We start from the raw sequence: 12,871 nt of genomic DNA, 5'->3' as shown, positions 1-12,871 counted from the left end.
CAAGCGACGAAATTACTGCGCCGCCGCGTCGTTCGCGACGGCCTCGTTGGCTGCCGGGGCGGCCGCGTCGGTGGCGACCGCTTCGTTGCCGATCGTGCCGTCGACAGCGGTCATGTTGTCGGTGATCTCGCCGGCCGGCTCGACGGCGTTCAGGTCGGTCACCGCGCTGTTGTCGACGGTGCTGGCGGGTTCAGTGCCGCCGCAGGCCGAAACCAGCAGGGCCGCGCCGGCGACAAGAGCACCCGTCGTCAGCTTCGAAAGAAGGTCGCGCATTGAAAACTCCCTAATTTTGTAGTGATTTGGCCGGCTTAACTGGCCCTATGAACAACCAAATCAATCGCGACTCTAGACATAAAACCGTCATCTCTCAAGGGAATCTCTGCGGTGGCCAAGCGCGGCGATGAATTCGGGGAGCGCGTTCGCCAGCGCGGCGTCGAGCGCTGCCATGCCCGCCGGGTTGCCCAGAGCGGCGAGGCTGGTGACCGGAAATTCGGCCAGCCCGCACGGCACGATGCCGCCGAAATGCCCAAGATCGGGCGCGACGTTGATCGATACGCCGTGCAGGGTGACCCAGCGGCGGATTCGGACACCGATCGCGCCGATCTTGGCCTCCGCGCCATGATCGTCGGTCCAGATGCCGACCCGGCCGTCGACCCGGCGGGAGGCTACGCCGAGCGCGCCGAGGGCAGAGATCACCCACGCTTCCAGCGCGTGGACATAGGCGCGCACGTCGCGTCCGCGCATGCCAAGGTCGAGCTGAACATAGGCGACCCGCTGGCCGGGGCCGTGATAGGTGTAACGCCCGCCGCGCCCGCTTTCGAATACCGGGAAACGCGGGTCGATCAGGTCGCTCGCCTCGGCGCTGGTGCCGGCGGTGTAAAGCGGCGGGTGCTCAAGCAGCCAGATCCGCTCGGCGGCGTTCCCGTCGCTGATCGCGGCGGCGCGCGCTTCCATGTCGGCCACCGCGTCCGGGTAGGGCACCGGCGCGTCGGCGACCTGCCATTCGATGCCGTCGATCACTTCCGAACCCCTGCCGTTATCGTCATCGCCGCATTCACCAGATTGGCCGTATTCACCGAAATGGCGCCCTCCGCGTGCAGCCCGTTGTGGAACCCGCCCCGCGCCGTGTAGCAGGGCGGGGCGTTGGACGGGAGAGTGGCACGTGAGGCTCGACACAGGCAAGGCGTGGAACGATGCGGTGGCGCTCGGGCGCAACCACGCCGAATTGCTGCTGGCGATCGCCGGCATGTTCCTGCTGCTGCCCGCGCTGCTGCTGGAACTGTTCGCGCCGATGCCGGCCGGGGGCGCGCTGGCCGAACGGCTGACTGCCTATATGGAATTGCACGGTGGCAAGCTGTTCCTCGCCGCGCTGGTCACCAGCTACGGGCAGGCGACGATTTTCGCCTTGCTGCTCGACGCCAACCGGCCAACCGTCGCCGAAGCGCTGCGCGAGGGGCTGCGCCGGCTGCCGTGGTTTGTGGTGCTCAATCTGCTGGTCGGGATGATCTGGCTCGGCGGCTTCCTGCTGTTCATCATTCCCGGTCTCTATCTCGTTGGCCGGCTCGCCCTTGCCCAGCCGGCGCTGGTTTCGGGCCGGCTGTCGGACCCGATGGAGGCGCTGCGCCGCGCCTGGCGACTGAGCGACGGCAATGGCTGGCGGATACTGGCGCTGCTTGCCCTTGTCCGCGTGCTCGGCACGTTGATCGTTACCGCCGCGGTGTGGACGTTGGGCGCGGTCGTGCTGCTGCTTGCCAAGGGGCCGGTCGCCGCCTTCCTGCTTGCGCTGGTCGACGCATCGTTCGGCGCGGCGGTGTCGGTAGTGCTGCTGCTGGTCGATGCGGCGATCTTCCGGCAACTCTTGGACGACTGAAGGCTACCGCCGCCGGGCGGGAGCGGTTAGGTTCGGGGGCGGCTTGGTTCGGGCCGGCCGAAATTGGAGTAGCGATATGGGATTGTTGGATGGCCTTCTGGGCAAGGCGGGCGGTATCGATCTGGCGGCGCTCGCCGGGCAGGTCGGCCTGTCGGTCGACGATCTGAAGATTGGCGGCGAATCGATGCTTGGCCGTCTGGCGCAGGGCGGGACGGATGCCGGCGCCGCTGCCGCAGGTGCCGCGGCCGAAACCGGGATCGATATCGCGAAGCTTCAGGCGCTGCTGCCGGCGCTGGCCAGCCAGCTTGGCGAGACGGACGTGAACGGTATTGTCGGCAAGCTTGGTGGACTGCTCGACCGCGACGGCGACGGCAATCCGCTGAACGACATCGCCGGCTTCGCCAAGGGGCTGTTCGGCAAGGGCTGAGCCATAGCCGGGCGGCGGCCCGCGTTCGGCGAAGCCCCCGCCATCCTCCTGCTACCCTGATGCTCGGCGATGCCCCGGCGTCCTCGGAAGGGCGCGCGCTGGGGTCGGTTTACGCCGGCGGGAGCGCCGGTTCCGCTTCGACGATCAACACGCCATCGTCGACCCCCACGACGCGCATCCGCGCGCCGGCGGGGGCGTCCGGTCCGCGCGCCGACCATGCGCCGTCGCCGACCTGCACGCGCCCTTCGCCGCCGGCAATCGCCGTTTCGACGATGACGGTTCTGCCGATCAGCCGCGCGACTCGGTCGTTCAGCAGCGGGTCGCTCGATTCGATCGGGTTGGCGACATACCAGGATCGCCCGGCAATCACCGCGACAACGGCGCCGGCGGCAAAGACCAGAAACTGCGCGGTCGCCGACGGTTCGAAGATCAGCGTCGTCAGCCCGGCGACCGCCGCCGCCGCCGCGAACCAGACCAGGTAGACGCCCGGCAGCGCCAGCTCGGCGGCGGCCAGCGCCACCGCCAGGATCATCCAAAGCCAGCCCGGCTGAATATCCATCGTCAGCCCTGCGTTTCGAACGGGCCGGGGCGACGGACCACGGTGCCGCTCGCCTTGGCTGCCGGCTTGGCCACCGCCTGCGCTCCGCCGATCGCGTCCTTGGCCAGTTCGCCGATGCCGCCAAGCGTGCCGATCAACTGGGTCGCCTCGACCGGGAACAATATCGTCTTGGCGTTGGGCGACGTCGCGAACTGGCTGACCGCCTCGACATATTTCTGGGCGATGAAGTAATTGATCGCCTGCGCGTTGCCCCCGGCGATCGCGTCGGACACCATCTGTGTTGCCTTGGCTTCCGCTTCCGCCTCGCGCTCGCGCGCCTCGGCATCGCGGAACGCCGACTCGCGCCGCCCTTCCGCTTGCAGGATCTGCGACTGCTTCTGCCCTTCGGCGCGCAGGATCTCGGACGCGCGCGAGCCTTCCGCTTCCAGAATGGACGCCCGCTTCTCGCGTTCGGCCTTCATCTGCCGGGCCATCGCGTTGACGATGTCGGCGGGGGGGCGAATGTCCTTCACCTCGACGCGGGTAATCTTGACGCCCCACGCCTCGGTCGCGTGGTCGACGACGCCAAGCAGCCGGGCATTGATCTCGTCGCGCTTCGACAGCGTCTCATCCAGGTCCATCGACCCCATCACCGTGCGCAGGTTGGTGGTCACCAGGTTGAGGATCGCGTTGTACAGATCGGACACCTCATAGGCGGCCTTGGCGGCATCGAGCACCTGAAAGAACACGACGCCGTCGGTCGACACCATCGCGTTGTCGCGGGTGATGATCTCCTGCCCGGGAATGTCGAGCACCTGCTCCATCATGTTCACCCGCCGCCCGACGCGGTAGAAAAACGCGGGGAAGAAGTTGAACCCCGGCCGGGCGACCGCGGTGAAGCGGCCGAAATGCTCGATCGTGTACTGGTATCCCTGGCGGACGATCTTGATGCTGCTCGCCAGATAGAACAGCACCAGCACGACGATGAACAGGGCGGCGGTAGCGGCCATGGGTTTCTCCTCCGTTCGACAATATGCAGCCTAGGCGCTGTCTTGCCCGCGCCCAAGCGGAATCGAGGGCTGGCGCGCGCCCCCGCCAATGGTTACATGGCGCGCCTCAACACATAACTAAAGGGCAGCGCGCACTCCGATGGATATTCAACTGGGCCTTACGTTCGACGACGTCCTCCTCCGGCCCGGTGAATCGGAAGTGTTGCCAAGCCAAGCGGACACCCGCACCCAGGTGACGCGCGAGATCGGGTTGAACATCCCGGTGCTGTCCTCGGCGATGGATACGGTGACCGAAGCGGACATGGCGATCGTCATGGCCCAGCTCGGCGGCCTTGGCGTTCTCCACCGTAACCTGTCGGTCGAACAGCAGGCGGCCGCCGTCCGCCAGGTCAAGCGTTTCGAATCGGGCATGGTCGTCAACCCGATCACCATCGCCCCGCAGCAGACGCTGGCCGAAGCCCGCACGCTGATGACCGATCACCAGATTTCCGGCATCCCGGTGGTGGAAAAGGACGGCCGGCTGGTCGGTATCCTCACCAACCGCGACGTCCGCTTCGCCGAAAATCCGCGCCAGCCGGTGTCGGAACTGATGACCCGCGACAATCTCGCCACTGTCCCCGCTCATGCCAGCCATGACGAGGCGCGCCGCCTGCTCCACCAGCGGCGGATCGAGAAGCTGCTGGTCGTCGACGACGCCTATCGCTGCATCGGCCTGATTACGGTCAAGGATATCGAAAAGGCGGTCACCTATCCCAGCGCGACCAAGGATGCGTCCGGCCGGCTGCGCGTTGCCGCCGCGACCACCGTCGGCGATTCCGGCTTCGAACGGACGGAGGCGCTGATCGACGCCGGCTGCGACCTGATCGTCGTCGATACCGCCCATGGCCATTCCAAGCTGGTCTCGGCTGCGGTCGAGCGGATCAAGCGCCTGTCCAACACCGTCCAGATCGTCGCCGGCAATGTCGCGACGGCGGAGGCGACGCGCGCGCTGATCGACGCTGGGGCGGACGGCATCAAGGTCGGCATCGGGCCCGGCTCCATCTGCACCACGCGCGTCGTCGCCGGTGTTGGCGTACCGCAGCTGTCGGCAGTGGTCGAGTCGGCGGCGGAAGCGCGCAAATCCGGGGTGCCGGTCATCGCCGACGGCGGCATCCGCTCGTCCGGCGACATCGCCAAGGCGCTGGCCGCCGGCGCGTCGAGCGTGATGCTTGGCTCGATGCTGGCCGGGACGGAGGAAGCGCCGGGCGAAACCTTCATCTATCAGGGCCGCGCCTATAAATCCTATCGCGGCATGGGCTCGGTCGGCGCGATGGCGCGCGGCTCGGCCGACCGCTATTTCCAGCAGGACATCAAGGACCAGATGAAGCTGGTGCCCGAAGGGATCGAGGGGCAGGTGCCTTACAAGGGGCCGACCCGCGACGTGATCCATCAACTGGTCGGCGGCGTGAAGGCGGCCATGGGCTATACCGGCGCGAAGACCATCGCCGACCTTCAGCAGCGCGCGAAGTTCGTCCGCATCACCAACGCCGGTTTGCGGGAAAGCCATGTCCATGATGTCTCGATCACCCGCGAAGCCCCGAATTACCCGACAAGCTGATCGGCCGCACCCATGACCCCCGCCGCCCGCGTTCAGGCCGGGATCGAGCTTCTCGACACGATCATCGCCTCGGCGCGTGACGGTGGTGCCGCCGCCGACACGCTGATTTCCCGCTACTTCAAGACCAGGCGCTATGCCGGGTCGAAGGATCGCCGCGCCGTTCGCGATCTCGTCTACGCCGCGATCCGGCGCAGCGGTGACCGGCCGCAATCGGGCCGGGCGGCGATGCTCGGCCTTGTCGCCGACGATCCGGCGCTCGCCGCTGCGTTCGACGGCTCGCCGCACGGCCCGGCGCCGGTTGAAGCGGGGGAGGGGGCGGCACCCGCCGCGCCGGTACCCGCCTGGCTGGCGCCGCAGCTTGCCGACTACGATACCGCCGCGCTGCTCGGCCGCGCTCCGCTTGACCTTCGCGTCAACACGCTGAAGGCGACGCGCGACGCCGTCGCCCCCTTGTGGCCGGACGCCGTGCTGACGCCCCACGCCGCGAACGGCCTGCGCTTCGCCGCGCCGTTCGCGGTCGAGGACGATCCGCGCTGGCGCGACGGCATTGTCGAGGTGCAGGACGAGGGCAGCCAGTTGATCGCCGAGGCCTGCGCCGCCGCGCCGGGGATGACGGTGGTCGACCTGTGCGCCGGTGCCGGCGGCAAGACGCTGGCACTCGCCGCGGCGATCGCCGGGCAGGGGCGTCTTGTCGCCTGCGACACCAATCGCGACCGGCTGTCGCGGCTGGCGCCGCGTGCGGCGCGGGCCGGCGCTACCGCGATCGAGCAGCGTCTGCTCGATCCGGGGCGGGAAGCGGCGGCGCTCGCCGACCTTGCCGGTACGGCCGATGTCGTGCTGGTCGACGCGCCCTGTTCGGGCACCGGCACCTGGCGCCGCAACCCGGAGGCGCGCTGGCGGCTGACGCCGGACCGGCTCGCCCGGCTGGTCGCGGCGCAGGCGGCGATCCTGCAGGTGGCGGCACCGCTGGTCCGGCCGGGCGGCGCGCTGGTCTACGCCGTCTGTTCGCTGCTTGACGCGGAAGGGGCGGCGCAGGTTGACAGTTTTGCGGGCCAATGCGCAGACTGGCGGGCCGAGGAGCCTTTCGGCCCGGCCGGCCGGGCACGCGGCCATGGCCGCGTGCTGGACCCGGCGCGAGACGGGACGGACGGCTTCTTCGTCGCGCGACTGAGATGTCCTACATGACGACTGAACGATCGAAGTTCGTGGAGATAGTTATGCGTTTCACGCCTGCCGCCCTTGCCGTTTCGCTGGCCTTGCTTACCATGTCCAGTGCCGGCCAGAGCCAGCGTGCCGATCATCAGCTCGATCCGCGTTCGGTCGCGCTGGTTCAGAAGGGCGACGCCGCGCGCGGCGCCGGCCAGTTGTCAGAAGCGAACGGCTTCTATGAAAGCGCGCTGGCGGTCGATCCGCGCAACCGCCCGGCCTATATCGCGCTTGGCGCCGTCGCCCGGCAGCAGGGCCTGCCGGGCAAGGCGATCCGCATGTACCGCGAGGCGCTCGATCTTGAGCCGAACGACCTCGCCGCCCTCGCCGGGCAGGGCGACGCGATGGTTCAAAAGGGCGCCGTGACCAAGGCGAAGGAGAATCTGGCCCGCATCCGCAAGCTTTGCGCACGCGAATGCGCCGATGCGACGCGGCTGGCCGCGGTGATCGCCAAAGGCCCGCCGCCGGTCGTCCAGTCCGCGCAGGTCAACGTCAAAGTGCCTCCGGCGGATGAAAAGCCGACGCCGAAGCCGGACTAGGGCCGTCCCGCCCGCGCCAAGTGACAGCCTCAGCCGCGCTCCAGCGTCTGCGCCAATGCCACGAAGCCGTCGACCGACACCGTTTCGGCGCGGCGCGTCTCGTCGATCCCGCATGCTGTCAGCGCGTCCAGCGCCCCCGGCACCCCGCGCAGGCTCTGGCGCAGCATCTTGCGCCGCTGGCCGAAAGCGGCGGCGGTCAGCGCCTCGATCGTCGCGCAGCGTACCCCTGCCGGCTGTTCCCCCGGCACGATATGGACGACCGCCGACATCACCTTGGGCGGCGGGGTGAAGGCGGAACGGTGCACCGTCATCGCCAGCTTTGCCTGTCCGCGCCACTGGGCGAGCACCGACAGCCGGCCATAAGCGTCGGTCCCCGGCGCCGCGACGATCCGCTCCGCCACTTCCTTCTGGAACATCAGGGTCAGGCTTTTCCACCAGGGCGGCCATGCCTCGCCGGTCAGCCAGCCGACGAGCAGGGCGGTGCCGACGTTGTAGGGCAGGTTGGCAACGATATGCGGCGCCCGGCCGATCGCGGCGGCGGCATCGAACGCCAGCGCATCGCCCTCATGGACATGCAGCCGCCCCGGCGCCGCGTCGGCCAGCTCGGCCAGTGCCGGCAGGCAGCGGTGGTCGCGCTCGACCACCGTCACCTCCGCTCCGGCGCGGATCAGCGCGCGGGTCAGCCCGCCGGGGCCGGGGCCGACTTCGTAGACCACTTCGTCGGTCAGCGGGCCGGGCACCCGCGCGATCCGGTCGAGCAACTGGCCGTCGAGCAGGAAATTCTGGCCCAGCGCCTTGCTGGCGCGCAGGCCGTGGCGGGCAATGACCTCGCGCAGCGGCGGCAGGGCGAGGGTCACCCCTGGGCGCGTTCGTGGCGCGCCGACGCCGCTTGGGCGGCCAGTCTCAGTGCCGCGATCATCGCGCCCGGCTCGGCGCGATTTTGCCCGGCAATGGCAAAGGCGGTGCCGTGGTCCGGCGCGGTCCGTACCACCGGCAGGCCGAGCGTCATGTTGACGCCTTCATCGAAATACAGCGTCTTCAACGGGATCAGCGCCTGGTCATGGTACAGGCACATCGCCACGTCATACAGGGCGCGGGCGCGCGGGTGAAACAGCGTGTCTGCGGCGAACGGGCCGCTGACATCCAGCCCTTCGGCGCGCAATATGGCCAGCGCCGGTTCGACGATGTCGATTTCCTCGCGGCCGATCGCCCCGCTTTCGCCGGCATGGGGGTTGAAACCGGCAAAGGCCAGCCGCGGCGATTCGATACCGAAACTGCGCTGGACACCGCGCGCGGTGGTCAGCGCACTGGACACGATCATCTCGACGGTCAGCAACTCGGCCACCCGCGCCAGCGGCACATGGGTGGTGATCGGCACAACCTTCAGGCCGGGGCCGACCAGCATCATCACCGCATTCTCGCGGGCGATACCGCACCGCTCGGCGATGAATTCGGTCTGGCCGGGGTGGGTGAAGCCGACGGCGTAGAGCTGCGCCTTGGACACCGGCGCGGTGACCAGCCCGGCTGCCGCGCCGGATCGGGTCAGCCCGACCGCCAGTTCCAGCGAATCGAGCGAGCAGCGCGCGCCTTCCAGATCGGGCTGGCCGGGGCGTATCTCACCGGCATCCTCGACGGAAATCAGCGGCAGGGCTTCGGGATAGACGCGGGCCGCTTCGCGCGGGTCGGCGATCCGCTGGACCGGGCCGGACCATACCGCCTGCAGCGCGCGCGCGTCGCCGACGGCGAAGAACGGCGCCAGCGTGCCATCATGCCCGTAATCCCACGCCTTGGCGACAATTTCGGGGCCGATGCCGGCCGGATCGCCTAGCGCAACCGCGAGGGAGGACTGCATCGCCACGCGGTCAGCGATAATCCACCACCGCGTCGCGGCGCAGATCGCGCAGATAGCGCTGGGCGCGACGGTTGACCCGTTCTTCCTCAAGCTGGGACATGATCTGGTCGCGCGACGGGCCGGATGCGACCTGCGGGTCGTCCCGGCCGCACAGAACCAGAATGCGGACGCCGTCGCTGACCGATCCGAACGGTGCGGTCGCCTCGCCGATCGACAGCCTGAGCAGCGGTTCCTGCAACGGCTGCGGCAGGTCGCGAACCCGCACCTGATCGTTGTCGACCACCTCCGCGCCGATTTCCTGGCCGATCGTGCCAGCGGCGCCGCAGCCCTTGATGTCGCGTGTCGCTTCGATGAATTTCGCGGCCCGTGCATCGGCGTCGGCCTGTTTGACGCCGGCGGGGAAGGTGATCGAAAGCTGGCGCAGGCTGAGGACCGCGTCGCGCGGATCGGCGGTCAGCACCTGCCGCTGGTCCATCAGGTAAAGGATCGAAAAGCCGCCCGGCACCTCGATCGGCCCGGCGATCTGCCCCATCTGCAACTGCTGGACGGTCGACGCCAGCGGTTCCGGCAACTGCTCGGCCCGCACCCAGCCCAGGTCGCCGCCGACGGCGGCGGTCGATGCCTGCGAATACTGCCGGGCATAGGCAGCGAAAGACCCGCCCTGGCGGATCTGCTCGATGATCTGCTCCTGATTCTGGAAGATCTGCTGGCGCGCCTCCGGGGCCGCCGCCATGTAGATTTCGCCAACCCGGAATTCGGACGTGCCCTTGGACGCTTCCAGCCGGTCCATGATCGCCTGAACCTCTTCGTCGCCGATGTTGACGAACGGCTCGACCCGGCGGCGCAGCAGGCGCTGCCAGGCCAGTTCGCCGGTGATCTGCCGCTTCAGCGATGCCGCAGACGAGCCGACCGAGCGCAGATACTCATCCATCTGCTCCGGCGTGCGCTTGAAGTTCTGCGACACGCGGGCGTAGCTGTCGTTGACCTCCTTGGATGTCACCTCGATGTCGTTGGCCCTGGCCTCCTGGATTTGCAGCGTCTCGTCGATCATGTTGCGCAGCACCTGCAGGCGCAGGCGGTCGACCTCATCCGGCCGCACCCGGCCGCCATTGGCGGCAACGACCACGGCCAGCCGCTGATCGATGTCGGTACGGGTGATGATCTCGCCGTTGATGATCGCGGTCGGTTTGCGGATCGCCGGATCTTCCTTTTCGAAGATCGAAACATCCGTCGGCAGGTTAAGGCCGGTCTGGGGCAGGCCGGCGTCGTCGCCAACCGTCTGCGCCAGGGCGGCGGTGGCGGCGATCATCAGCGGCATAGCGGCGAGGGCGGCGCGCATATTCCAGCGCCTGTTGGTCGTCGGGGTCAAAATCCGATGCAATCCCTATGGTTCACGTTCGGCGGTGGAAGGCTGCGCCCACACGGCTGAACACAGGCTTAGCGGCCCAAATTCTTGAACGCCAGACGCAACAGGAAACTGTTGCCGCGCCGGGCGTCGCCAGTGTCTTCATAATCGCGTCGCCAGGTGACGCCAAGCTCGACGCAGTCATCCTCATAGGCGATGCCGAGCCGGTGCCGGACCGGCGAAAAACCGTCGGCCAGCGACAGCGGGTCCTCGCGTTTGTCGGTCAGGTCGACCACGGCGGAACCGAAGATCGACCAGTATTTGGCAAATTGTACCCGGCCGCCCAGCCGGATCTCCTCGCGGTCGCGCAGATCCTCGATCCGGTCGTCGATATCGCGATTGAGCCGCAGGTAACCGATCATCGCATAGGTTTTGCGTGACCCGATCGTCGCGTCGATCTCGTTGCGGCGCACCGCCAGGCTGTCCTTGTCCAGCCGGAACCGCTCGGTCAGGGTCACGAAATCGCGGAACCGCACCGTTGCCCGGCCGACGATGTCCGACGTCCGCCGCGACAGGCCGGTGCCGTCGGGGAACAGTGCCGGCCGGTCGTTCAGGCGATAGCTTTGGCCGATATTCGCGTCGATGCTCAGGTCGGGCAGGCTGAGGGCATAATCCAGCCCGTAGGTAATGCGCTGCCCGTCCTCGAACCGGTCATAGCCGGGGAAGCGGTTCAGCGCGAACAGGTTGCTGTCCTCCAGATCGAAAGCGCGGGCATCCTCGTTCGGGATATTCAGGTTGCTGATGTTCGGGCTGGCGACGATCTGGATGCGCGGGGTGATCTGCTGGGTGCCACCCATGAACTCACCGACGAACGGCCATTTGATGTCGACCGCCAGCGCCGCGATCCCGCGCGACTGCCATCCGGCCTCGCCACGGTAGGATGTGGTCGCGGTCAGCAGCGTCTCGTCGGTGTGGTAGACGTCGGCGCGCGCATAGGCGGTGAAGGTCACCTCCTGGCCCAGCGGTGTATAGCGCCGCAGGTCCCAGCGCAGGCCGGCGAAGGCGCGCTGGGTGTCCTGCCCGGCGGTGCGGCCGATCGCCAGGCTGTTCAGTTGCAGCTCCACCTTGCCGCCAAGCAGCGGGTCGGTGATCCGCCGACGATAATCGATTTCGGGCAGCGCGATCGGCTGCTGGCCCTGCGGGTCGGAAATGCGCAAAGTCTGCGTTGCCCAGCCGGCAAGCGAGAAATAACTGTCCGCGTCCAGCCGCTCCAGCCGCAGGGTCGAGCGCAACCGGTCGTCGCGCGAAAAATCGTAACGGCGCAGGAAGGTGCGGTCCGTCGCGACCCGGAACGATCCGCTGACGCTCCAGTGCGGGTCAAGCTGGAACCGGCCGCTGCCTTCCAGATAGCCGCGGAAATCGCGCGACGCGGTCGGGTCGGGCTGCAACGTCGCCGACATCGCCCGGCTGGCGGTGGCGATGCCGCGCAGCTGGTAGGCGCCGGTGCCGGTCAACGCCCGGTATTGCGCCTCGATCAGCGGCAGCACCGACGAATAGATGTGCGGCGTGACGGTCAGGTCGCGGTTCGGCGCGATCGCGAAATAATAGGGCTGGGCGTATTCGATGCCGTTGACCCGGCTGTAGCGCAGGTCGGGGACCAGCAGGCCGCTGCCGGACCGGTCGCTGGTCGGCGTCGACAGGCCGGGCAGCGGGATCAGCGGTAGCCCGAACAGCTCGATCCGTGCGCCCTTGAAGGTCGCCCGCCCGATATTCGGGTCGTAAACGACGCGGGCCGCCGTCACCTTCCACGTCGGGTTCTTCGGGCAGCCCTTGTCGTCGACGACGGCGCAGGGGGTGTAGGCGGCGTGCTCCAGCGTCTTGACGCTGTTGACCAGCGTTCCGCGCTGCGCCACCAGCCGGCCGCCGTCCTGCAGCACGACCAGCAGATTCTCGACCACCCCGTCCTTCAGCGTGTCGGTCAGGTCGACATGGTCGCCAAAGGCGGTGTCACCTTCCGGGCTGGTGATCGCAACATTGCCCTCGGCGACGACCGCGCCGGTTTTGCGATCCCAGCGCACCATGTCGGCGCGCAGCCTGTTGCCCTCGCGGCTCATCCGCACGTCGCCGGTCGCGGTGACGACGTCGCTGTCGCTCTGGTATTCGATCTGTCCGGCGCTGAACGCGACGGTCTTGTCGTCCGCCTCGCTGGTGGGGGTGGGGGCCGGCGCCGGGGTTTCTGGTGACACGCCGGGCGGAGTCTGGGCAACGGCACCCGCCGGCGCAAGGCCGATGGCCAGTGGCAGGGCGGCAGCCGGAATCGACCATTTACGCGTCACGTTCACCCTTTCGCGCCCTGGCGGCGGTTACCGGCGCGCCCCTATCGCACCGGAACGGAAATGCCGCAATCTCTTGGTACAGACGGTTCATTTTCCCGCTATCCCGGCCTAGATAGGGCGTTATCGGGCCAACTGGCCCGCACGATCTATA

13 protein-coding genes are annotated in these 12,871 nt (G+C 68.2%); 5 read left to right on the top strand and 8 right to left on the bottom strand.

Annotated features, from left to right (window positions below):
- Positions 1-12: 12 nt before the first annotated feature.
- Both ACMT1E_RS07735 and lipB read right to left on the bottom strand, forming a co-directional pair.
- Complete coding sequence (locus ACMT1E_RS07735) at positions 13-273, bottom strand: hypothetical protein (protein WP_414903219.1); 261 nt, start codon at positions 271-273, stop codon at positions 13-15.
- A gap of 87 nt (positions 274-360) precedes the next feature.
- Positions 361-954 carry a lipoyl(octanoyl) transferase LipB gene (gene lipB, locus ACMT1E_RS07730; RefSeq protein ID WP_414903329.1) on the bottom strand — a complete coding sequence of 198 codons (594 nt, stop codon included), beginning with the start codon at positions 952-954 and terminating at the stop codon, positions 361-363.
- Positions 955-1,162: 208 nt separating this feature from the next.
- Here lipB and ACMT1E_RS07725 point away from each other — a divergent pair, with 208 nt between their 5' ends.
- Both ACMT1E_RS07725 and ACMT1E_RS07720 read left to right on the top strand, forming a co-directional pair.
- Positions 1,163-1,870, top strand: a complete 708-nt coding sequence (locus ACMT1E_RS07725) for a hypothetical protein (protein ID WP_414903217.1) — start codon at positions 1,163-1,165, stop codon at positions 1,868-1,870.
- Positions 1,871-1,946: 76 nt separating this feature from the next.
- Positions 1,947-2,297 (top strand): hypothetical protein, encoded by a 351-nt coding sequence (locus tag ACMT1E_RS07720; protein WP_414903215.1) that lies wholly within the window; start codon positions 1,947-1,949, stop codon positions 2,295-2,297.
- A gap of 109 nt (positions 2,298-2,406) precedes the next feature.
- Here ACMT1E_RS07720 and ACMT1E_RS07715 read toward each other — a convergent pair whose 3' ends face one another.
- Complete coding sequence (locus tag ACMT1E_RS07715; protein ID WP_414903213.1) at positions 2,407-2,856, bottom strand: NfeD family protein; 450 nt, start codon at positions 2,854-2,856, stop codon at positions 2,407-2,409.
- Positions 2,857-2,858: 2 nt separating this feature from the next.
- A complete protein-coding gene (locus ACMT1E_RS07710; RefSeq protein ID WP_414903212.1) occupies positions 2,859-3,845 on the bottom strand; it encodes an SPFH domain-containing protein in 987 nt (328 codons plus the stop codon).
- A 139-nt stretch (positions 3,846-3,984) separates the two neighbouring features.
- On the opposite strand from ACMT1E_RS07710, the gene guaB reads away from it, so the two are divergent.
- The 3 genes from guaB to ACMT1E_RS07695 are packed head-to-tail and all read left to right on the top strand — an operon-like array spanning position 3,985 to position 7,187.
- On the top strand, positions 3,985-5,442 hold the full coding sequence (guaB, locus tag ACMT1E_RS07705) for an IMP dehydrogenase (RefSeq protein WP_414903210.1): 1,458 nt from the start codon (positions 3,985-3,987) through the stop codon (positions 5,440-5,442).
- A gap of 12 nt (positions 5,443-5,454) precedes the next feature.
- Positions 5,455-6,627 carry an RsmB/NOP family class I SAM-dependent RNA methyltransferase gene (locus ACMT1E_RS07700; protein WP_414903208.1) on the top strand — a complete coding sequence of 391 codons (1,173 nt, stop codon included), beginning with the start codon at positions 5,455-5,457 and terminating at the stop codon, positions 6,625-6,627.
- Positions 6,628-6,659: 32 nt separating this feature from the next.
- The gene (locus ACMT1E_RS07695) at positions 6,660-7,187 is read left to right on the top strand and encodes a tetratricopeptide repeat protein (protein WP_414903206.1); all 528 of its coding nucleotides are present in this window, start codon (positions 6,660-6,662) and stop codon (positions 7,185-7,187) included.
- Positions 7,188-7,216: 29 nt separating this feature from the next.
- Here the strand turns inward: ACMT1E_RS07695 and rsmA are convergent, their stop codons facing one another.
- The 4 genes from rsmA to ACMT1E_RS07675 form a co-directional block, all read right to left on the bottom strand.
- Positions 7,217-8,044, bottom strand: a complete 828-nt coding sequence (rsmA, locus tag ACMT1E_RS07690; protein WP_414903204.1) for a 16S rRNA (adenine(1518)-N(6)/adenine(1519)-N(6))-dimethyltransferase RsmA — start codon at positions 8,042-8,044, stop codon at positions 7,217-7,219.
- Complete coding sequence (gene pdxA / locus ACMT1E_RS07685; protein ID WP_414903202.1) at positions 8,041-9,039, bottom strand: 4-hydroxythreonine-4-phosphate dehydrogenase PdxA; 999 nt, start codon at positions 9,037-9,039, stop codon at positions 8,041-8,043. The genes rsmA and pdxA overlap by 4 nt, the downstream gene beginning before the upstream one ends.
- A gap of 10 nt (positions 9,040-9,049) precedes the next feature.
- The gene (locus ACMT1E_RS07680) at positions 9,050-10,378 is read right to left on the bottom strand and encodes a peptidylprolyl isomerase (protein WP_414903200.1); all 1,329 of its coding nucleotides are present in this window, start codon (positions 10,376-10,378) and stop codon (positions 9,050-9,052) included.
- 98 nt (positions 10,379-10,476) lie between these two features.
- Positions 10,477-12,720 (bottom strand): LPS-assembly protein LptD, encoded by a 2,244-nt coding sequence (locus ACMT1E_RS07675; RefSeq protein ID WP_414903327.1) that lies wholly within the window; start codon positions 12,718-12,720, stop codon positions 10,477-10,479.
- Positions 12,721-12,871 lie beyond the last annotated feature (151 nt).

This window comes from Sphingomonas flavalba, from assembly GCF_047553045.1.
Taxonomy (GTDB): Bacteria; Pseudomonadota; Alphaproteobacteria; order Sphingomonadales; family Sphingomonadaceae; genus Sphingomonas_L; species Sphingomonas_L flavalba_A.
This window is presented reverse-complemented; position numbering and strand designations above follow the sequence as displayed.